The organism is Streptomyces sp. NPDC044044, assembly GCF_056434405.1.
On sequence record NZ_JBWKFG010000007.1, the window covers coordinates 557775 to 582666 of the forward strand.

The following is a 24892-nucleotide window of genomic DNA, read 5'->3' on the forward strand; positions in this document are numbered from 1 at the left end:
CAGCGGGAGCGGCTCGTGCTCAGGACTTGCCAAGTTGATCGTCGAGCAGCGCGAGCAGCTCATCCGCCGACGCGGTACGCGCGTCCGTTCCGGACTCGGCGGGTTCTGTGCGGTTGTGCGTTGCGTCCCACTTGGACAGCAGGGCGCGGAGGCGGTCTCCGACGGCCGCGCTCTGCTCGTCGTCCGGTGTGAGGAGGGACAACGTGGACTCCAGACGGTCCAGTTCGGTGTCGATGGTCGGCGTCCCGCCTCCGGGCAACCCGTCGAGCACGTGCGCGGCGAGCGCGGACGGCGTGGGGAAGTCGAAGACGAGCGTCGCGGGCAGGCTGAGGCCGGTGGTGGCGTTGAGGAGGTTGCGGAACTCGACCGCGGTGAGCGAGTCGAAGCCCAACTCCTGGAAGGCCCGGCCGGGTTCCACCAGCTTGGTTCCCTCGTGTCCGAGGACGGCGGCCGCCGCCTCCCGCACGAGGTCGAGGACGGCGCGTTCGCGCTCCGCCCCGGACAGCGCGGTGAGCTTGGCCACCATGTCGACCGGCGCTGTCGTCTCGGCGGCGCCCTGGGCGCGGTGCACGCCGGGCAGTTCCTGGAGCAGCGGGCTGGGCCGCACCGACGTGAAGGCCGGGGCGAACACACCCCAGTCGACGTCCGCCACAAGGGCCGTCGGATCGCCCTGCCGGACGGCACGGTCCAGTGCGGCGACGGCCTGCTCGGGCTCCAGCGGGGCCAGGCCGCGGCGGCGCAGCTGTTCGCCGAGCTGCCCGTCGGCCATTCCGCCGCCGCCCCAGGGCCCCCATGCGACCGCGGTGGCGGGCAGGCCCGCGGCCACCCGCTGTTCCGCGAGTGCGTCGAGGAAGGCGTTGGCGGGCGCGTAGTTGCCCTGGGCCGCCGCACCGAACGTGCCCGACACCGAGGAGAACATCACGAACGCCGACAGGTCCATGTCGCGGGTCAGCTCGTCCAGGTTGGCCGCGGCGCCGGCCTTCGGCCGCAGCACGGCGTCGAGCCGCTCCGGGGTGAGCGAGGACAGTACGCCGTCGTCCAGGGTGCCCGCCGCGTGGACGACCGCGGTGAGCGGGAACTCGGCGGGAACGGATGCCAGCAGGTCCGCGAGCGCGTCCCGGTCGGCGACGTCGCAGGCCGCGATCGTGACACGGGCGCCAAGCGCGGTCAGTTCCGCGTGCAGTTCCTTCGCGCCGTCGGCCTCCAGGCCGCGCCTGCTGGTCAGGAGCAGATGTTCGGCGCCCTTCGCCACCAGCCACCTGGCGACGTGCCCGCCGAGCGAGCCGGTGCCGCCGGTGACGAGGACCGTGCCGGTGGGGTCCCAGTCGCCGAGGCGGGCCGAGGTCACCGGCTGGAGCCGTCGGCCGTACACCCCGCTGGCGCGGAGCGCGACCTGGTCCTCGCCCTGCGTTCCTGACAGGACGCCCGCGAGGCGTGCGCCGCTGCGCTCGTCCAGCGTGCCGGGCAGGTCGACGAGGCCGCCCCAGCGTTCGGGGTGTTCCAGTGCGACGACCCGGCCGAAGCCCCACACCATCGCCTGGTCGGGTGCCGCGGGTGTGTCGGAGCCGCCGATGGCGACACCGCCCCGCGTCGCGCACCACAGCGGGGCGGCGATGCCGGTGTCGCTGAGGGCCTGGACGAGGGCGAGGGTCGCGTGCAGGCCGCCGGACGGCAGTTCGGGGTCGAGCGCGAGCAGCGAGAGCATGCCCGCGACGGGCTCGCCGGTCGCCGTCCGCGCCTCGGTCGCCATCCGGGCCGCAAGGGATTCGCGGTCCACCGCGTCGCCGGTCCGGACGGGAACGACCTGCGCGCCGTGCCTGCTCAGCGCGGTGGTGACTGCTTCCTCACCGGCGCCGTCCCGGCTGACCACGAGCCAGGTGCCCGTGAGCGCCGCGGTGGGCTCGCTCACCGGCTGCCAGGTCACGCGGTAGCGCAGGCCGTCGACCGCGGAGTTCTCGGCCTGTTCCTGCCGCCACGACGAGAGCCGGGGCAGCACCGCACTGATCGGGTCGTCGAGGGACACGGCCAGCTCGTCCGCGAGCTCGCCGAGGTCGCCTTCGGCGACAGCCGCCCAGAAGCGCGCGTCGACGGCCCCGGAGACGTCGCCCGACGGGGCCTCGGCCAGGGTCGGCCAGTACCTCTGCCGCTGGAAGGCGTAGGTGGGCAGGTCGATGTGCGCGCCGCCGGCGGTCAGAGCGGTCCAGTCGACGGCGACACCGAGCACGTGCAGCCTGCCCACGGCCGTCGCCAGTTCGAGCGTCTCGGACCGGTCGCCGCGCAGCGCGGGCACGAACGCGGCGTCGGGCGCGGTCTCCTGGCCGAGGGCGGTGAGCACCCCGCCGGGGCCGATCTCCAGGAACGCGTCCACGCCCTGGTCCCGCAACGTGCCGACGGCGTCGGCGAACCGCACCGCTTCGCGCACGTGCCGCACCCAGTACTCCGGCGACGTCAGTTCTTCGACGGTCGCCCGCGCGCCGGTCAGCGTGGACACGATCGGGATGGCCGGAGTCTCGTACGACACCTCTTCGAGGACCCTGCGGAAGTCGTCGAGCATCGGCTCCATGAGCGGTGAGTGGAACGCGTGGCTGACGCGGAGCCGCGTCACCTTCCGCCCGGTCCCACGCCAGCGCTCGGCGATGGCCTCGGCGTCGGCGGCGACGCCCGAGAGCACCACCGAGGTCGGGCCGTTCACCGCTGCGATGCCCACGGTGTCGGTCAGGTCCGGCAGGATCTCGGCCTCGGTGGCCTGGATCGCGAACATCGCGCCGCCCTCGGGCAGCGCCTGCATGAGGCGGCCCCGGCTCGACACCACCGCGGCGGCGTCGGCCAGCGACCAGACACCGGCCACGTGGGCCGCTGCCAGCTCGCCGATGGAGTGCCCGGCGAGCACCTCGGGACGGATGCCCCAGGACTCCACGAGGCGGAACAGCGCGACCTCGACCGCGAACAGCGCGGGCTGCGTCACCGCGGTCTGGTTGAGCGCTTCGGCGTCATCGCCGAACAGCAGGTCCCGCAGCGGTACGGCGGAGCCGGACCGGCCATCGGTGCGGGCGTCGACGTGGGCGTCGATGTGGGCGCAGACCTCGTCGAGCGCGTCGGCGAACACCGGGAAGCGGTCGTACAGTTCGCGTCCCATGCCGAGCCGCTGTGCGCCCTGGCCGGAGAAGAGGAACGCCGGCCGGTGCCCCGCCGCGACGCCGGAGACGAGACCGTTCGCGGTCCGCCCCTCGGCGAGCGCGTCCAGGGCCGCGAGCAGCCCGTCGCGGTCCTGCCCGACGACGACCGCCCGGTGGTCGAGGGCGGCTCGTGTCCGAGCGAGCGTGGTGGCGACGTCGAGCAGGTTCAGCTCCGGCTGCGCCACGAGGTGGGCGCGCAGCCGTCCGGCCTGTGCCCGCAGCGCGTCGTCGCCCCGAGCCGATACCAGCAGCGGCAGCACGGACGGGTCCGGAGCGGCCTTCGGTACGGCGACCTGGGTGACCGGCGCCTGCTCGATGATGGCGTGCGCGTTGGTTCCGCTGAACCCGAACGACGACACGCCGAACCGGCGCGGCCGGTCGGTCTCCGGCCAGGGGCGGGCCTCGGTGAGGAGCTCGATGTCACCTGCCGACCAGTCGACCTGCGGAGTCGGCTCGGCGACGTGCAGCGTCTTCGGCAGCACGCCGTGCTGCATCGCCATGACCATCTTGATGACGCCGCCGACTCCGGCCGCGCCCTGGGTGTGGCCGATGTTGGACTTCAGCGACCCGAGCCACAGCGGCTGTTCGGCGGGCCGGTCCTGGCCGTAGGTGGCAAGGAGCGCCTGCGCCTCGATCGGGTCGCCCAGCTTCGTGCCGGTGCCGTGCGCCTCCATGGCGTCCACGTCGGCCGACTCCAGACCCGCGCTGGCGAGCGCCTGGCGGATGACGCGCTGCTGCGAGGGACCGTTCGGGGCGGTCAGGCCGTTGGACGCGCCGTCCTGGTTGACCGCGGTGCCCCGCACGACGGCGAGCACGCGGTGCCCGTTGCGCCGGGCGTCGGAAAGACGCTCCAGTACGAGCATGCCGACGCCCTCGCCCCAGCCGGTGCCTTCGGCGTCCGACGAGAACGGCCTGCACCGGCCGTCCACGGACAGCCCGCGCTGTCGGCTGAAGTCCATGAACGCGCCCGGCGTCGTCATCACCGCTACGCCACCGGCAAGCGCCATCGAGCACTCGCCCGACCGCACCGCCTGCACGGCCAGGTGCAGGGCCACGAGGGACGAGGAGCACGCCGTGTCGACCGTGACCGCGGGTCCCTCAAGGCCGAAGGTGTAGGAGAGCCGACCGGACGTGACGCTCGCCGCGTTGCCCGTACCGACGTATCCCTCGACGCTCTCCTCGCCCGCCGCCAGCAGGTTCGCGTAGTCCTGGATGCTGGTGCCTGCGTAGACGCCGATGTCGCGTCCCCGTACCGAGTTCGGGTCGATGCCGGACCGCTCGAACGCCTCCCAGGAGGTCTCGAGCAGCAGCCGGTGCTGCGGGTCCATGGCAAGGGCTTCGCGCGGCGATATCCCGAAGAACGTCGGGTCGAACAGATCGGCGTCGTGCAGGAAGCCGCCCTGCCGGGTGTACGTGGTGCCCGCGTGGTCGGGGTCCGGGTGGTAGATCGCGTCCAGGTCCCAGCCGCGGTTTCCGGGGAACTCGCTGATGGCGTCGGCGCCGTCGAGGACGAGTCGCCACAGGTCCTCGGGCGAGTTGACCCCGCCCGGATAGCGGCAGCTCATGCCGACGATCGCGATCGGCTCGTCGGCCCCGGCGACAGCGACGGTCGTGCGGGTACGTGCCGCAGCGACGGGCGCGCCCGCCAGTTCGGCGACGAGGTGCGCGACGAGCGCTGCAGGGGTCGGGTAGTCGAAGACCAGCGTGGCGGGCAGGCGCAGTTCGGTGGCCGCGTTGAGCCGGTCGCGGAATTCGACGGCGGTCAGCGAGTCGAACCCGAGCTCCTTGAACGCGCGGTCGGGTACGACGGCGTGCGCCGAGCTGTGGCCGAGCACCACGGCCACATGGCCGAGCACGAGGTCCAGCAGTGCCTTCTCCCGCTCGGCCTCGGTCAGCCCGGCGAGGGACTGCGCCAACGCGGACGCGGCGGCCCCGGAATCGGCGGTCCTGCGTGCGGTGCCCCGCACCAGGCCGCGCAGGAGGTGCGGCACGGGGTGGGAACGCGCCTGCCGCTGCAGCACGGTCAGGTCGAGGGGGATCGGCACGATCGCGGCACGGTCCGTGGAACCCGCCGCGTCGAACAGCGCCAGGCCCTCGGCCACGCCGATCGGTGTCGCGCCGCCGCCGGTGATCCGCCGTGCGTCGGGCTCGTCGGGGCTGTCTGCCGTGCCGTCCGCATCCGCCCAGAGGCCCCATGCCAACGATGTGGCGGGCAGGCCGGCGGCGCGGCGGTGCTGGGCGAGCGCGTCCAGGAAGGTGCCGGCCGCCGCGTAGTTGCCCTGGGCGGGGTCGCCGAGTGCGCCCGCCGCCGAGGAGAACAGCACGAAGGCGGACAGGTCCAGGTCGCGGGTCAGCTCGTGCAGATGCCAGGCCCCGTCGACCTTCGGCCGGAACACGGCGTCGACCTGCTTCGGGGTCATCGATCCGATCGTGGCGGTGTCCGGCACACCTGCGGTGTGGATCACCGCGGATATCTCGTGCTCGGCGAGCAGCGCCGCGAGGGCTTCGCGGTCGGCCACATCGCAGGCCGCGTACGTCACTTCGGCGCCCTGCGCGGTGAGTTCACCACGCAGTTCCTCGGCACCCTCGGCAGCGGCGCCGCGCCTGCTCACCAGGAGCAGGTTGCGCACGCCCCGCTCGGCGACCAGATGCCGGGCGACATGGCCACCCAGCATGCCGGTCGCGCCAGTGATCAGCACCGCACCGGAGCCAAAGCCGGGGTCTTCCGCTGCGGCCTGCCGCACCCTCGCCAGGCGGGGCACGCGAACGTCGCCGGACCGGACAGTCAGCTGCGGCTCACCGGTGGCCAGCGCGGCGGGCAGCACATCGAGCGAGGACGCCTCGTCATCGAGGTCGACCAGCACGATCCGGTCCGGGTTCTCCGACTGAGCGGAGCGCACCAAGCCCCACACCGCCGCCTGAGCGACATCTCGTACGTCGTCATCTGCCGTGGCGGCGATCGCGCCGTTGGTCGCAATGACCAGACGCGACGGGTCGAACCGCCCGTCCGCCAGCCAGGATTGGACTGTGTTCAGTGCCCAGTGCGCCGCCTCACGCGCACCAGTCGCAGGGTCGGACGTGGAGGTGACCGGGCACGACACCGGGCACGACAGAACGATGTAGTCGGGCAGCTCCACTGCCTCCGCCAGCATCTGCAGGTCGGTCCACTCCATCGTCTCGATCGTCGGTACGTCACCGTCGGACGAAGGAGCCGACACCCAGTCGACGCCGAACAGCGACTCCCCGTTCTGCCGCGACGGCTTCGCCGCCATGGGTCGCAGTACGAGCGAGTCGATCGTGGCCACCGGTGCACCGGAGCCGTCAGCGACCGTCAGCGCCACTCCGTCCGCGCCGGTGGGCGACAGCCGCACCCGCAGCGCCGTCGCGCCCGAGGCGTGCAGCCGCACACCCGACCACGAGAACGGCAGGCCGCCGGAGTCACCGTTGCTGTCACCTGCCAGGCCGATCGCATGCAGCGCCGCGTCGAGCAACGCGGGGTGCAGACCGAAGCCGTCCACTCCCACACCCTCCGGGAGCCCGACCTCGGCGAACACCTCGTCGCCCTTGCGCCAGGCCGACCGCAGCCCCTGGAACACCGGCCCGTAGCCGAAGCCGCCCGCGACCATGCGGTCGTAGTAGCCGTCCAGGTCGACAGCCTCTGCGCCCGCAGGCGGCCACTCGACGAGTGAAACCCCACCGGAGCGGCCACCCTCGCGCAGTACGCCGGTGGCGTGCCGGGTCCACGCCCGACCGTCGTCGGTGTCACCCACACTGGAGTGGAAACTCAGCTCACGCCGGCCCGACGAGTCCTCGGCCCCGACCCACACCTGAATCCGCACCGATCCGCGCTCCGGCAGAACAAGCGGCGCCTCCAGCGTCAGCTCCTCGACCAGGTCACACCCGACCTGGTCCCCCGCACGCACCGCCAGCTCGACAAACGCAGCACCGGGCAGCAGCACCGAACCCTGGACGAGGGAGTCGGCCAGCCACGGGTGGGTCTGGAGCGACAACCGGCCGGTCAGCAGCACGCCGTCCGTGCCGCCGAGGGTGACGGTCGCGCCAAGCAACGGGTGCTCGGCCGCGCCGAGCCCGACCGCCGAGACGTCGCCCATCGCGGGCAGCACATCGGGCCAGTAGCGCTCGCGCTGGAAGGCGTACGTCGGCAGGTCCACCCGCCGCGCACCGCGACCGGCGAAGAACACATCCCAGTCCACTCGGACGCCACGCACATGCAGCTGGGCCGCGGCGGTCGTGGCGGCCGCAGCCTCCGGTCGTTCGCCACGCAGCACCGGCACGAAGATTGCCTCCGGCGCGGACTCACGTCCCAGCGCCGACAGCGTGCCACCCGGGCCGACCTCGACGAACGTACCCACGCCCTCGTCCACGAGCGTGCCGACGGCGTCGGCGAATCGCACCGACTCGCGCACATGCCGCACCCAGTATTCGGGCGAGGCCAACTCCTCGGCGGAGGCGCGGGCGCCGGTCAGCGTCGACACGATGGGGATGGCCGGTGCCTCGTACGACACCTCTTCAAGCACTCGACGGAAGTCGTCAAGCATCGGGTCCATCAGCGGCGAGTGGAACGCGTGACTCACGCGAAGGCCGGTCACCTTCCGGCCCGCCTCGCGCCACTCCTCCGCAACCGCGTCGACATCAGCGGCGGCACCGGAAATGACCACGGAGTTGGGGCCGTTGACGGCAGCGATACCAACGGTCTCCGACAGATTCGATGTGACCTCGGCCTCGGACGCCTGGATCGCCACCATCGCGCCACCGGAAGGCAGAGCCTGCATCAGCGCACCACGCGCCGACACCACCGCGGCGGCGTCGGCGAGCGACCACATGCCGGAGACATGCGCGGCGGCCAACTCACCGATCGAGTGGCCCGCCAGTACGTCGGGCCGGACACCCCAGGACTCAAGGAGGCGGAAGAGGGCGACTTCGACCGCGAACAGTGCGGGCTGCGTCACGCCTGTCTCGTTCAGGGCGTCGACGTCCTCACCGAAGAGGACTTCGCGTACCTGCGGGTCGAACTCCGACAGCGCGGCGTACAGGGCATCGGCGAACACCGGGAAACGGGCCGCCAGTTCACGGCCCATGCCGAGTCGCTGCGAACCCTGACCCGAGAACAAGAAACCCACCCGGCCGGGCTCGCCTGCCACGCCCGTGACCACGGCACCGGTCGGCTGGCCCTCGGTCATGGCCGCCAAAGCAGCCAGGAACTCCGCCCGATCGGCGCCAATCACCACGGCACGGTGCTCAAGCACCGCACGCGAGGACACCAGCGCACGGCCCACATCCGCCACGGCCAGATCCGACGCATCGTCCGCGAAGGACTTGAGCCGTGCGGCCTGCTCCCGCAGCGCCTCGGGGCTCTTGGCCGACAGCAACCACGGCACCAAGCCCGCGTCACCCACCGGCTCCGGCGACTCCGCCTGCTCCTCCTGCTCGACCACCGGAGCCTGCTCGACGATGACATGCGCGTTCGTGCCACTCACACCGAACGACGACACACCCGCCCGCCACGGCTGACCCGTCTCAGGCCACGGACGCGCCTCCGTCAGCAGCTCGACAGCGCCTGCGGACCAGTCCACGTGTGACGACGGCTCGTCCACGTGGAGGGTGCGCGGAAGTACTCCGTGCTGCATCGCCATGACCATCTTGATCACACCCGCGACGCCAGCGGCGGCCTGCGTGTGACCGATGTTCGACTTCACCGAACCCAGCCACAGCGGCCGGTCGGCGGTGCGGTCCTGGCCGTACGTCGCGAGGAGCGCCTGGGCCTCGATCGGGTCACCGAGGGTGGTGCCGGTGCCGTGCGCCTCCATGGCGTCCACGTCGGCCGACTCCAGACCCGCGCTGGCGAGTGCCTGGCGGATGACGCGCTGCTGGGACGGGCCGTTCGGGGCGGTCAGGCCGTTCGACGCACCGTCCTGATTGACGGCCGATCCCCGCACGACCGCGAGAATCTGATGGCCGTTGCGCTGGGCATCCGAAAGCCGCTCCACGAGCAGCATGCCGACACCCTCACCCCAGCCAGTGCCATCGGCGGCATCGGCGAACGCCTTGCAGCGTCCGTCCACGGACAGCCCGCGCTGACGGCTGAACTCGATGAACGCACCCGGCGTCGACATCACCGTCACACCACCGACCAGCGCCAGTTCGCACTCGCCCTTGTGCAGTGCCTGGCTCGCCCAGTGCAGGGCGACCAGGGACGACGAGCACGCCGTGTCCACGGTGACGGCCGGGCCTTCGAGACCGAACGTGTAGGACAGTCGGCCGGAGATGACGCTTGCCGCATTGCCGGTGCCCGCGTAGCCCTCCACGCTCTCCCGCGAGGCCATCAGCAGGGTTCCGTAGTCCTGGCCGTTGGTGCCCACGAAGACGCCGGAGCGGCTTCCGCGGAGCGAGTTCGGGTCGATACCGGCCCGCTCGAAGGCCTCCCAGGACGTCTCAAGGAGCAGTCGCTGCTGCGGGTCCATCGCCAGCGCTTCACGCGGCGAGATGCCGAAGAAGGCTGGGTCGAAGTCCGCGACATCGTTCAGGAAGGCGCCCATGCGGCTGTACGTGGTGCCCGACTGATCGGGGTCGGGGTCGTAGAGCGAGTCGATGTCCCAGCCGCGGTCGACGGGGAATCCGGCCACCGCGTCGGAACCCGACTCGACAAGATGCCACAGGTCCTCCGGCGACTCGACCCCGCCGGGGAAACGGCAGCTCATGCCGACGATCACGATCGGCTCATCGGCCACCATCGCAACGGGCTCGTTGGTCACCACATCGACCACACCACCCAACAACTCGGCGCCCAGATGCGCCGCGAGCGCGGCAGGAGTCGGGTAATCGAAGACCAGCGTGGCCGGCAACGCCAACTCGGTCGCCGCATTCAACCGATTCCGCAGCTCGACAGAGCTGAGCGAATCAAAGCCGAGCTCCTTGAACGCACGGTCGGGTACGACGGCGTGCGCCGAGCTGTGGCCGAGCACCACGGCCACATGGCCGAGCACGAGGTCCAGCAGCACCTTCTCCCGCTCCGCGACGGGCAGCACCGCCAGCGACTGCGCCAACGCCGACCCGGCGACAACGAGGCCGGACTCGACGGTCCTGCGCGCGCTGCCCCGCACCAGGCCACGCATGAGGTGCGGCACAGGCTGAGAACGCGCCTGCCGACGCAACACCGGCAGGTCAAGCGGAATTGGCACCAGGGCGGCACGCCCCGTGGAACCCGCCGCGTCAAACAGTGCCAGGCCCTCGGTTGCCCCGATCGGGATCACACCACTGCGGGTCATCCGCTGTACGTCGGCCTCGTCGAGGCTGCCTGCCATGCCGTCGGCCGAGGCCCACAGGCCCCACGCGAGCGAGGTCGCGGCAAGGCCGGATGCGTGACGGTGCTGGGCGAGCGCGTCCAGGAAGGTGTTGGCGGCGGCGTAGTTGCCCTGGCCAGGTCCACCGAGGATGCCCGCCACCGAGGAGAACAGCACGAAGGCGGACAGGTCGAGGTCGCGGGTCAGCTCGTGCAGGTGCCAGGCCGCGTCGACCTTCGGCCGGAAGACGCCGTCGATCCGCTCGGCGGTCAGTGAGCCGATCGTGCCGTCGTCCAGCACGCCTGCGGTGTGGATCACGGCGGAGATGTCGTCGTGGTCGGCGAGCAGTTCCTTGAGGGCTTCGCGGTCGGCGACGTCGCATGCCGCGTACGTCACTTCGGCTCCCTGCGCGGTGAGTTCATCGCGCAGTTCCTCGGCGCCCTCGGCGGCAGCGCCACGCCTGCTCACCAGGAGGAGATTGCGCACCCCTCGCTCGGCGACCAGGTGCCGGGCCACAAGACCACCCAGCGTGCCCGTCGCGCCAGTGACCAGCACCGCACCGGAACCAAAGCCGGGGTCATCCGCTGCGACCTGCCGCACCCTGGCCAGGCGAGGCACGCGGACCTCGCCGGACCGCAGCGCCAGCTGCGGCTCACCGGTGGCCAGCGCGGACGGCAGCACATCGAGCGAGGACGCCTCGTCATCGAGGTCGACCAGCACGATCCGGTCCGGGTTCTCCGACTGAGCGGAGCGCACCAGACCCCACACCGCCGCCTGAGCCACATCTCGTACGTCGTCATCAGCCGTGGCGGCAATCGCGCCACGAGTCACGACGACCAGACGCGACCCGTCGAACCGCCCGTCCGCCAACCAGGATTGGACTGTGCTCAGTGCCCAGTGCGCCGCCTCATGCGCACCGGCCACCGGGTCGGACCCGGAAGTGACCGGGCACGGCAGAACGATGAAGTCGGGCAGCTCCGCCGCCCCAGCCAGTGCCTCCAGGTCGGTCCACTCGACCGTCGGGACATCGTCCCCGGCCAGGGGCACCGACACCCAGTCGACACCGAACAGCGCATCGTCCTGACCGTCGCCGCTGAGCTGATCCAGCGACACCGGACGCAGTACAAGCGAGTCGATCGTGGCCACCGGTGCGCCGGAGCCGTCCGCGACCGTCAGCGCCACTCCGTCCGCGCCGGTGGGCGACAGCCGCACGCGCAATGCCGTCGCGCCCGAGGCATGCAGCTGCACACCCGACCACGAGAACGGCAAGCCATCGGCATCGCCGTCAGTCAGGCCAACCGTGTGCAACGCCGAGTCAAGCAACGCCGGGTGCAGACCAAACCCCTCAGCCTTCACACCCTCAGGCAGCGCAACCTCGGCGAACAGCTCCTCCCCCTTGCGCCAGGCCGACCGCAGCCCCTGGAACACCGGGCCATAACCCAAGCCCAGCTCCGCCAACCCGCCGTAGAACCCCTCCAGGTCCACGGCCCCCGCACCAGCCGGCGGCCACTCCACCAGCGAAACCCCACCGGAACGGCTGCCTGCCCCGAGCACACCAGTGGCGTGCCGAGTCCACGCACGGCCGTCGTCGTCACTGTCACCCACGCTGGAGTGGAAACTCAGCTCACGTCGGCCCGACGAGTCCTCGGCGCCGACCCACACCTGAACCCGCACCGAGCCTTGCTCGGGCAGAACAAGCGGCGCCTCCAGGGTCAACTCCTCGACCAGGTCGCACCCGACCTGGTCACCGGCACGTACCGCCAACTCGACAAACGCAGCACCCGGCAACAACACCGAACCCTGCACCACATAATCAGCCAGCCACGGATGCGACTGAAGCGACAACCGTCCAGTCAGCAGCACACCATCCGTGCCGCCGAGAGTGACGGTCGCGCCAAGCAACGGGTGCTCGGCCGCACCGAGGCCGGCCGCTGCGACATTGCCGATCGCGGGCAGTACATCGGGCCAGAAGTGCTCGCGCTGGAACGCGTACGTCGGCAGATCAATTCGGCGTGCGCCGCGACCGGCGAAGAACGCTTCCCAAGCCACCTGCACACCGCGCACGTGCAGCTGTCCTGCGGCGGTCGTGGCGGCAACCGCCTCCGGGCGGTCGCCACGCAGCACCGGTAGGAAGGTCGCCTCCGGCGCGGACTCACGGCCAAGCGCCGACAGCGTGCCACCCGGGCCGACCTCGACGAACGAACCCACACCCTCAGCGACCAGAGCGCCGACGGCATCGGCGAACCGCACCGACTCACGCACATGCCGCACCCAGTACTCCGGCGAGGCCAACTCCTCGGCGGAAACGCGGACACCAGTCAGCGTCGACACGATGGGAATCGACGGCGCCTCGAACGACACCTCTTCAAGCACTCGGCGGAAGTCATCGAGCATCGGGTCCATCAACGGCGAGTGGAACGCGTGGCTCACCTTCAGGCGAGACACCTTCCGACCCGCCTCACGCCACCGCTCAGCCACTGCTTCCACGTCGGTGTCGACACCGGAAATGACCACCGACGTCGGCCCGTTGACCGCAGCGATACCCACGGTCTCCGGCAGATCGGACCCAACTTCGGCCTCGGACGCCTGGATCGCCACCATCGCACCGCCCTCGGGCAGTGCCTGCATCAGCGCGCCACGCGCGGACACCACCTTCACGGCATCGGCCAGCGACCAGACACCGGCCACATGGGCGGCAGCCAGCTCACCGATCGAATGCCCGGCCAGCACATCCGGCCGCACACCCCACGACTCAAGGAGGCGGAACAACGCCACCTCGACCGCGAACAGAGCGGGCTGCGTCGCCCCCGTCTCATTCAGCGCATCGGCATCCTCGCCGAACAACACCTCACGAACCGCCGGGTCGAATTCACCCAGTACGACGTCCAGTGACTCGGCGAACACCGGGAAACGGTCCGCCAGTTCACGACCCATCCCCAGCCGCTGCGAACCCTGACCCGAGAACAGGAAACCCACCCGGCCAGGCTCATCAGCGACACCCGTGACCACGGCACCGGTCGCCCGGCCCTCGGCCACGGCCGCCAGACCGGCCAGGAACTCGGACCGGTCAGCGGCCACGAGCACCGCCCGGTGGTCCAACGCCGACCGCGTCGTGGTGAGCGAGAAGCCGACATCAGCGAGCGCGTGGTCGTCCACCACGGCCATCAGCCGCTCGGCCTGACCGCGCAACGCACCCTCGTCGCCCGCCGAAAGCACCCACGGCACTACGCCGGCGTCGCGCACCGGCTCCGGTGCCTCCGCCTGCTCCTCCTGCTCGACGGCGGGGGCCTGCTCGATGATGGTGTGCGCGTTGGTGCCGCTGAACCCGAACGACGACACACCTGCGCGCAACGGCTGACCGGTCTCCGGCCAGGGGCGTGCCTCCGCCAGCAGTTCCACGGCGCCCGCGGACCAGTCAACGTGGGGCGACGGCTCGTCCACGTGCAGCGTCTGCGGAAGTACTCCGTGCTGCATCGACATAACCATCTTGATCACACCCGCCACACCGGCAGCCGCCTGCGTGTGACCGATGTTGGACTTCACCGAACCCAGCAACAGCGGCTCACCGCTGCGGTCCTGGCCGTAGGTGGCGAGAAGGGCCTGGGCCTCGATGGGGTCACCCAGCTTGGTACCGGTGCCGTGCGCCTCGACCACATCCACGTCGGCGGGGGCCAGGCCCGCGCTTGCCAGTGCCTGGCGGATCACGCGCTGCTGCGAGGGGCCGTTCGGGGCGGTCAGGCCGTTCGACGCACCGTCCTGGTTCACCGCAGAGCCCCGCACGACCGCAAGGACCTGGTGGCCGTTGCGCTGCGCGTCCGAGAGCCGCTCGACGAACAGCATGCCGACGCCCTCGCCCCAGCCGGTGCCGTCGGCACCGGCGGCGAACGCCTTGCACCGACCGTCCTCAGCAAGGCCACGCTGGCGGCTGAACTCGACGAACGCACCCGGCGTCGACATCACGGTGACGCCACCCGCAAGGGCCAGTTCGCACTCGCCGGACCGCAGTGCCTGCACCGCCAGGTGCAGGGCCACCAGCGACGACGAGCACGCCGTGTCCACCGTGACGGCCGGGCCCTCGAAGCCGAAAGTGTAGGACAGCCGGCCCGAGGCCACGCTGGCCGCATTGCCGGTCGCCACATAGCCGCCGACATCCTCAGCGGCCGCGCCCAGCACCAGCCCGTAGTCCTGCACGTTCGAGCCCACGAACACGCCGACGCGCTCACCGCGCAGCGACGCCGGGTCGACCCCGGCCCGCTCGAACGCCTCCCACGAGGTCTCAAGGAGCAGTCGCTGCTGCGGGTCCATCGCCAGGGCCTCGCGCGGCGAGATCCCGAAGAAGTCCGCGTCGAACCCGCCTACATCTGACAGGAAGGCACCGGAACGCGAATACGAGGTTCCCACCCCATCCGGGTCGGGGTCGTACAGCGCTTCCAAGTCCCAACCACGATCCGTCGGGAAGTCCGACACCGCGTCCCCACCGGACAGCAACACCTGCCACAGGTCCTCGGGGCTAGACACGCCACCGGGGTACCGGCAAGCCATCGCCACGATCGCGACCGGCTCGTCGATCACACCTGAGACTGCGGTGGGAGCGGAGGGGACGACAACGTCCGCGCCGGACAGTTCAGTGCGCAGGTACGCGGCAAGGACCGCCGCGTTCGGGTAGTCGTAGACCAACGTCGCGGGCAGCGCGACACCCGTGGCCTCACTCAGCCGGGCGCGCAGCTCCACCGCCGTCAGCGAGTCAAAACCCAGCTCCCTGAACGCGCGAGACGCAGAGAACGCATCGCCCGACACATGACCGAGCACCGCGGCAGCCTCATACCGCACCAACTCCGTGAGCTGCCGCTCCTGCTCAGCCTCGTCCAGACCCGACAGACGCTGCGCCAGCTCCGACATACCATCGGCCGCCGAGGTCGTCTCGAACGCCGCACGCACCTCGGGCAGTTCACCCAGCAGCGGGCTGGGCCGCTGCGCCATGAACGTGCCCGCGAACCGCTCCCAGTCCACGTCGGCGACGACGACGTTCCCGTCACCGCGCTCCAGAGCCGTGGCCAGACCGGCGATCGCCACCGCGGGAGACATCGTCGGCAGACCCCTGCGCCGCAACTGCGCCGCCGCATCGCCACCGGCACCGGCGACCATGCCGCCACCACCCCAAGGACCCCACGCAACCGCCGTCGCAGGCAAACCCGCTGCCCTACGGTGATCAGCGAGGGAGTCCAGATAGGCGTTGGCAGCCGCATACGCAGCCTGGCCACCACTTCCCCACACACCGGCGATGGACGAGAACAGCACGAACGCGTCCAACTGCCGGTCACCCAGCAGCTCGTGGAGGTTGCGCGCACCGTCCACCTTCGCCGACATCACATCAGCGAACTCACCCAGATCAGCCGGATCAAGGTCGGCGAGAACACCCGAATGCTCGATACCAGCCGCATGCACGACCGCAGTGAGCGGGAACTCGGCAGGAACCGACGCCAGCACATCCGCCAGGGCGTTTCGGTCAGCGACGTCGCAGGCCGCGATCGTGACACGGGCGCCCAACTCGGTCAGCTCCGCGCACAGCTCCTGCGCGCCGTCGGCGTCCAGTCCACGCCTGTTGGTCAACAGCAGGTGCTCGGCGCCCTTCGCCACCAGCCACCTGGCGACGTGCGCGCCGAGCGCACCAGTACCACCTGTGACCAGGACCGTCCCGCGCGGCGACCAGCCAGCCCCGGAGGCCTTGTCCAGCGGTGCGGGCACCAGCCTGCGCCCCAGAACCTCGTCACTGCGCAGCGCGACCTGGTCCTCGCCACTGGTCCCGGCGAGCACCGAAGCCAGCAGATCACCGGCCTTGTCGTCCTGCGCCTCGGGCAGGTCGATCAATCCGCCCCAGCGGCCGGGCTGCTCCAGCGCGGCCACCCGGCCCAGGCCCCACAGCATCGACTGCTCGAACCCGGCAACGCTCTCGCCCTCGCCCACCGAGACCGCGCCCGACGTCAGGCACCACAACGGGGCGGACACGTCCACGTCACCGAGCGCCTGCAACAGACCCACCGTGGCCGCGACACCCGCAGGCACAGCCGAATCGCCCGCATCAGCGAACCCCAGCAGCGACACCACGCCGTTCAGATCCGACAGACCGGCCAACTGCCGTTCCCAGTCCACCGCTTCCGCATCCACGTGCAGGACGTACACATCGTCCGCGCCATTCCGGGTCAGCGCGTCGCCGACCCACCCGGCGCACTCCTCACCAGTCGGAGCGACAACCAGCCAGGCACCGCCCAACTCCCGACCACCGGCGGCCACCGACCGCCACTCGACCCGATACCGCCAGCCCTCCACCGTGGAGCGCCCCAACTGCTCCTTGCGCCAGGCGGAAAGCCTCGGCAGCACCGCACTCAGCGGAGCATCCGACGACACATCCAACGTACGAGCGACGTCAGCGAGGTCACCGTCTTCGACGACCTCCCAGAACCGCGTCTCCGCCGGCGACAGCCCCTGGCTGCGATCCTCGGGCGATACATCCAGCCAGTAGCGCTGGTGCTGGAAGGCGTACGTCGGCAGATCCACACGCCGGGCGCCGCTGCCCGCGAAGTACGCGGCCCAGTCAACCGTCACACCCCGCGTGTGCAGCGCGGCGACCGTGGTCACCAGCGCGGTCTCCTCGGCCCTGTCCACACGCAACGCGGGCAGGAACACCGCATCGGGCGCACACCCAAGACCCAGAGCGGACAACGTCCCACCCGGACCGATCTCGACGAACACCTCGGCACCCTGCTCACGCAGCGCCACAACCGCGTCATGGAACCGCACGGATCCACGCACGTGCCGCACCCAGTACTCCGCCGAGGTCAGCTCCTCAGCAGTCGCCAACCGGCCCGTCAGCGTCGACACGATCGGGATCGCGGGCGCCTCGTACGACACGCCCTCCAGCACCCGGCGGAACTCATCCAGCATCGGGTCCATCAACGGCGAGTGGAACGCATGGCTGACACGGAGCCGCGTCACCTTCCGGTCCTCGGACCGCCACCGCTCCGCAACCGCTTCCACGTCAGCGGCGACGCCGGAAATGACCACCGAGGCGGGGCCGTTGACGGCAGCGATACCCACCGTCTCCGGCAAATCCGCTGCGACCTCGGCCTCGGACGCCTGGATCGCCACCATCGCGCCACCGGAGGGCAGCGCCTGCATCAGCGCACCACGCGCCGACACCACCTTGACCGCGTCGGACAGCGACCAGACACCCGCCACGTGGGCCGCGGCCAGCTCGCCGATCGAATGCCCCGCCAGGACGTCGGGCCGCACACCCCACGACTGCAGCAGCCTGAACAGCGCCACCTCAACCGCGAACAACGCAGGCTGCGTCACCCCGGTCTCATTCAGCGCATCGGCATCCTCACCGAACAACACCTCACGAACCGCCGGGTCGAATTCACCCAGTACGGCGTCGAGCGCCTCGGCGAACACCGGGAAACGAGCCGCCAGTTCACGACCCATCCCCAGCCGCTGCGAACCCTGACCCGAGAACAAGAATCCCAGCAGGCCGGTGACAGCGGAACCCGTCACCACTCCCGCCGTCTGCCTGCCCTCGGCCAGCGCGGTCAGAGCCGTAAGCCGGGTCTCCGCGTCGTCCGCGATGACGACCGCACGCTGCTCCAGCGACGCCCGCGTCGTCGCGAGGGAGAAGCCGACGTCCACAGGGTTCAGGTCAATCGTGCCCGAGACCAGCCGTTCCGCCTGCTCGCGCAGCGCCTCGGTACTCCGAGCCGACAGCACCCACGGCACCAGGCCGACCGGCACAGAAGCCACAGCGGGAGTCGACTCATCGACCGCCGGGGCCATCTCGATGATGGTATGCGCGTTCGTGCCGCTGAAGCCGAACGACGACACACCGAACCGGCGCGGCCGGTCGGTCTCAGGCCAGGGGCGGGCCTCGGTGAGAAGCTCGACGTCACCGGCCGACCAGTCGACCTGTGAGGTCGGCTCGTCCACGTGCAACGTCTGCGGCAGCATCCCGTGCTGCATCGCCATGACCATCTTGATCACGCCCGCCACACCGGCAGCCGCCTGCGTGTGACCGATGTTGGACTTCACCGAACCGAGCCACAGCGGCCGGTCGGCAGTGCGGTCCTGGCCATACGTCGCAAGGAGCGCCTGGGCCTCGATCGGGTCACCGAGCGTGGTGCCGGTGCCGTGCGCCTCCATGGCGTCCACGTCGGCCGACTCCAGACCCGCACTCGCCAGCGCCTGGCGGATGACCCGCTGCTGCGACGGGCCGTTCGGGGCAGTCAGGCCATTGGACGCACCGTCCTGATTGACCGCAGAGCCGCGGACCACCGCGAGCACCTGGTGGCCGTTGCGCTGCGCATCCGACAGGCGCTCGACGAGCAGCATGCCGACACCTTCACCCCAGCCAGTGCCGTCGGCGGCGTCGGCGAACGCCTTGACGCGGCCGTCCGCGGCGAGGCCGCGCTGACGGCTGAACTCGATGAAGGAGCCTGGCGTCGACATCACCGACACGCCACCGACCAGCGCCAGTTCGCACTCGCCCTTGTGCAGCGCGTTGACCGCCAGGTGCAGCGCCACCAACGATGACGAGCACGCCGTGTCCACCGTCACCGCAGGGCCCTCGAAGCCGTACGTGTACGACAGGCGGCCGGAGATGACGCTCGCCGAGATGCCGGTGCCCGCGTAACCCTCGACTTCCTTCTGCGCGGCCATCAGCAGCGCGGCGTAGTCCTGTCCGTTCGTTCCGACGAAGACACCGGAACGACCGCCACGCAGCGAGTTCGGGTCGATGCCCGCCCGCTCGAACGCCTCCCAGGAGGTTTCGAGAAGCAGCCGCTGCTGCGGGTCCATCGCCGCGGCCTCACGCGGCGAGATCCCGAAGAACGCCGGGTCGAAGTCGGCCATGCCGTCCAGGAAGGCGCCCATGCGGCTGTACGTGGTGCCCGACTGATCGGGGTCGGGGTCGTAGAGCGAGTCGATGTCCCAGCCGCGGTCCGTCGGGAACGGCGACACCGCGTCCCCTCCCCCGGCCACCAAGCGCCACAGGTCCTCCGGTGACTCGACCCCGCCGGGGAAACGGCAGCTCATGCCGACGATCACGATCGGCTCATCCGCCACCATCGCAACGGGCTCGTTGGTCACCACATCGACCACACCACCCAACAACTCGGCGCCCAGATGCGCCGCGAGCGCGGCAGGAGTCGGGTAATCGAAGACCAGCGTGGCCGGCAACGCCAACTCGGTCGCCGCATTCAACCGATTCCGCAGCTCGACAGAGCTGAGCGAATCAAAGCCGAGCTCCTTGAACGCCCGCTCAGGCGCGATGGCCTGCGCCGAGCTGTGGCCGAGCACCATCGCCACGTGCCCGAGCACGAGGTCCAGCAGCACCTTCTCCCGCTCCGCCGCGGGCAGCACCGCCAGCGACTGCCCCAGCGCCGACCCGGCAACAACAAGGCCGGACTCAACCGCCCTGCGCGCGCTGCCCCGCACCAGTCCGCGCATGAGGTGCGGCACAGGCTGGGAACGCGCCTGCCGCCGCAACACAGCCAGGTCGAGGGGAATCGGCACGAGCGCGGCACGCCCCGTGGAACCCGCCGCGTCAAACAGCGCAAGCCCCTCGGCCGCGCCGATCGGTATCGCGCCGCCACTGGTTATCCGCCGCACATCAGTCTCATCGAGGCTGCCGGCCATGCCATCCGCATCAGCCCACAGGCCCCACGCCAGCGACGTGGCGGACAGTCCGGCCACCCGACGGTGCTGGGCGAGCGCGTCCAGGAACGCGTTGGCCGCCGCATAGTTGCCCTGCCCCGCACCACCGAACACACCAGCAGCGGACGAGAACAGCACGAACGCCGACAGGTCCAAGTCCCGGGTCAGCTCATGAAGGTGCCAGGCCGCGTCGACCTTCGGCCGGAAGACGCCGTCGATCCGCTCGGCCGTCAGCGAGCCGATCGTGCCGTCATCCAGCACACCCGCCGTGTGCACCACCGCGGATATCTCGTGCTCGGCGAGCAGCGCTGCCACCGCATCCCGATCCGAGACGTCACACGCCGCGAACGCCACCTCGGCGCCCTGCACGGTGAGTTCACCACGCAGTTCCTCGGCACCCTCGGCAGCGGAACCGCGCCTGCTCACCAGCAGCAGGTTGCGCACACCCCGCTCGGCGACCAGATGCCGGGCCACAAGACCACCCAGCGTGCCCGTCGCGCCAGTGATCAGCACCGCACCGGAACCAAAGCCGGGGTCGTCCGCTGCGGCCTGCCGCACCCTGGCCAGGCGAGGCACGCGAACGTCGCCGGACCGGACAGTCAGCTGCGGCTCACCGGTGGCCAGCGCGGACGGCAGCACATCGAGCGAGGACGCCTCGTCGTCCAGGTCGACCAGGACGATCCGGTCCGGGTTCTCCGACTGAGCGGAGCGCACCAGACCCCACACCGCCGCCTGAGCCACATCTCGTACGTCGTCATCGGCTGCGGCGGCGATCGCGCCGTTGGTCGCGATGACCAGGCGCGACGCGTCGAACCGCCCGTCCGCCAGCCAGGACTGGACCGCATTCAGCGCCCAGTGCGCCACCTCATGCGCACCAGACACCGGGTCGGACCCCGAAGTGACCGGGCACGACAGAACAACGAAATCTGGCAGCTCCGCCGCCCCCGCAAGCGCCTCCAAGTCGGTCCACTCGACCGCCGGAACATCGTCCCCGACCACGGGCACCGACACCCAGTCGACACCGAACAGCGCATCGTCATGACCGTCACCGGTGAACTCTTCAAGCGCCACCGGACGCAGCACCAACGAGTCCACGCTCGCGACCGGGGCCCCCGCCCCATCCGCCACGACCAACGACACTCCGTCGGACCCCGCAGGCGACAGCCTCACCCGCAGCGCCGTCGCGCCCGAGGCATGCAGCCGCACACCCGACCACGAGAACGGCAAGCCATCGGCATCACCATCAGTCAGACCAACCGTGTGCAACGCCGCATCCAACAACGCCGGGTGCAGACCAAACCCCTCAGCCTTCACACCCTCCGGCAGCGCAACCTCGGCGAACAGCTCCTCCCCCTTGCGCCAGGCCGACCGCAGCCCCTGGAACACCGGGCCATAACCCAAGCCCAGCTCCGCCAACCCGCCGTAGAACCCCTCCAGGTCCACGGCCCCCGCACCAGCCGGCGGCCACTCCACCAGCGAAACCCCACCAGGGCGGCCACCCTCACACAACACACCAGTGGCATGACGGGTCCACGCACGACCGTCATCAGCGTCACCCACACTGGAGTGGAAACTCAGCTCACGCCGACCCGACTCGTCCGCCGCACCGACCCACACCTGAACCCGCACCGAACCCTGCTCGGGCAGAACAAGCGGCGCCTCCAGCGTCAGCTCCTCGACCAGGTCACACCCGACCTGGTCCCCCGCACGCACCGCCAACTCAACAAACGCAGCACCCGGCAACAACACCGAACCCTGCACCACATAATCAGCCAGCCACGCATGCGACTGAACCGACAACCGTCCAGTCAGCAGCACACCATCCGTGCCACCCACCGTGACAGCAGCACCCAACAACGGATGGTCCGCCGAACCCAGTCCGGCCGCCGTGACATCGCCGACCCCGGGCAGCGCGTCCAACCAGAAGCGCTCGCGCTGGAACGCGTACGTCGGCAGATCGACGCGCTGAGCCCCGCTGCCCTCGAAGTAGGCGGCCCAGTCCACGCGAACGCCGCGTACGTGCGCTTCCGCGATCGCGGAGATCAGTGCCGTCGGCTCCGGACGGTCGTTCCGCAGTACCGGCACGAACCCGGCGTCCGGCGCGGTCTCCTGCCCAAGCGCCGACAGCGTGCCACCCGGGCCGACCTCGACGAACGTACCCACACCCTCGGCAACCAGAGCGCCGACGGCGTCGGCGAACCGCACCGACTCACGTACATGCCGCACCCAGTACTCCGGCGAGGCGAGCTCTCCGGCGGTGGCCAGTCGGCCCGTCAGCGTCGACACGACGGGGATCGCGGGAGCCTCGTACGACACTCCCTCAAGCACCCGGCGGAAGTCGTCGAGCATCGGATCCATCAGCGGCGAATGGAAGGCGTGGCTGACCTTCAGGCGAGACACCTTCCGGCCCGCCTCACGCCAACGCTCAGCCACCGCCTCCACGTCAGCGGCGACACCAGAAATGACCACCGAGTTAGGGCCGTTGACCGCGGCAACACCGACGGTCTCCGGCAGGCCGGACGCGACCTCGGCCTCGGAGGCCTGGACCGCGACCATCGCGCCGCCCGTCGGCAGCGCCTGCATCAGCCCGGCACGGGCCGACACCACAGTGGCGGCATCAGACAGCGACCACACACCCGCCACATGGGCGGCAGCCAACTCACCGATCGAATGCCCCGCCAGCACATCCGGCCGCACACCCCACGACTCAAGCAGCCGGAACAACGCCACCTCAACCGCGAACAGAGCAGGCTGCGTCACGCCCGTCTCATTCAGCGCATCGGCATCCTCACCGAACAACACCTCACGGACCTCAGGCCCGAACTCCGCAAGCACAGCACCCAGGGCATCGGCGAACACCGGGAAACGCCCGGACAACTCACGCCCCATACCGAGCCGCTGCGCCCCCTGCCCCGAAAACAGAAAACCCAGCAGGCCTCCCGCAACGGAACCCGTCACCACTCCCGCCACCTGCCTGCCCTCGGCCAGCGCGGTCAGAGCCGTAAGCCGGGTCTCCGCGTCGTCCGCGATGACGACCGCACGCTGCTCCAGCGACGCCCGCGTCGTCGCGAGGGAGAAGCCGACGTCCACGGGGTCCAGACCGAGCACACCCGAGAGCAGCCGTGCGGCCTGCTCCCGCAGCGCATCGGCACTGCGCGCCGAAAGGACCCACGGCGCCAGTTCGACCGGAGCGGACGCCCCAGCGGGTGTCGACTCCTCGGTTCCCGAGGACTGGTCGGCTTCGGGGGACTGCTCAGCCTCCGGTGCCTGCTCGATGATGGTGTGCGCGTTCGTGCCACTCACGCCGAACGACGACACACCCGCCCGCCACGGCTGACCCGTCTCAGGCCACGACCGGGTCTCCGTCAGGAGCTCCACCGCGCCCGCGGACCAATCCACCTGCGACGACGGCTCGTCCACGTGCAGCGTCTTCGGCAGCACGCCGTGCCGCATCGACATGACCATCTTGATCACGCCCGCGACGCCCGCGGCGGCCTGCGTGTGACCGATGTTGGACTTCACCGAGCCCAGCCACAGCGGCCGGTCGGCGGGGCGGTCCTGGCCGTACGTCGCGAGGAGCGCCTGGGCCTCGATCGGGTCGCCCAGCTTCGTGCCGGTGCCGTGCGCCTCCATGGCGTCCACGTCGGCCGGAGTCAGGCCCGCGCTTGCCAGTGCCTGGCGGATGACGCGCTGCTGCGAGGGGCCGTTCGGGGCAGTCAGGCCGTTCGACGCGCCGTCCTGGTTCACCGCAGAGCCGCGGACCACCGCGAGCACCCGGTGGCCGTTGCGCCGGGCATCCGACAGGCGCTCGACGAGCAGCATGCCGACGCCCTCGCCCCAGCCCGTGCCGTCGGCGGCGTCGGCGAACGCCTTGACGCGGCCGTCCGGGGCGAGGCCGCGCTGGCGGCTGAACTCGATGAAGGAGCCCGGCGTCGACATCACGGTCACACCGCCGACCAGTGCCAGCTCGCACTCGCCCTTGTGTAAGGCCTGCACCGCGAGGTGCAGGGCCACCAGCGACGACGAGCACGCCGTGTCGACCGTCAGCGCCGGGCCCTCAAGACCGAACGTGTACGACAGGCGGCCGGAGATGACGCTCGCCGAGATGCCCGTGCCCGCGTAGCCCTCGACTTCCTCCTGCGCGGCCATCAGCAGCGCCGCGTAGTCCTGGCCGTTGGTGCCCACGAAGACACCGGAACGGCTGCCGCGCAGGGAGTTCGGGTCGATGCCCGCCCGCTCGAACGCCTCCCAGGAGGTTTCGAGGAGCAGTCGCTGCTGCGGGTCCATCGCCGCGGCCTCACGCGGCGAGATCCCGAAGAAGCCGGGGTCGAACTCCGTCGCGCCGTACAGGAATCCGCCTTCGCGGGCGTAGGTGGTGCCCGTGTGGTCGGGGTCCTCGTCGTACAGCGACTCCAGGTCCCAGCCGCGGTCGGCGGGGAACCCGGCCACCGCGTCCGCACCGGACTCGACAAGACGCCACAGGTCCTCGGGCGACTCGACCCCGCCGGGGAAGCGGCAGCTCATACCGACGATCGCGATCGGCTCGCTGTCCTTCTCCTCGACCTCGCGGAGACGTTGCTTGGTCTGCCGCAGGTCCGCGGTCAGGCGCTTCAGATAGTCGAGGACCTTGTCGTCGTTCGACATGTGCTTGATACCCCTCTGGGTGAGAGCCCGTACCCCGTGTTGATGAGAGTCCGTACCGGCTGGTCAGGT

1 protein-coding gene is annotated in these 24892 nt (G+C 70.7%); it reads right to left on the minus strand.

Annotated elements, in window-relative coordinates:
- Nucleotides 1-19 precede the first annotated feature (19 nt).
- Nucleotides 20-24823, minus strand: a complete 24804-nt coding sequence (locus tag AC07AG_RS27945) for a type I polyketide synthase (protein WP_478758707.1) — start codon at nt 24821-24823, stop codon at nt 20-22.
- Nucleotides 24824-24892: the final 69 nt, after the last annotated feature.

Bases quoted from the DNA above. Each gene is read 5' to 3' on its own strand.
- AC07AG_RS27945 (WP_478758707.1), bottom strand. From the start codon at position 24,823: ATGTCGAACGACGACAAGGTCCTCGACTATCTGAAGCGCCTGACCGCG.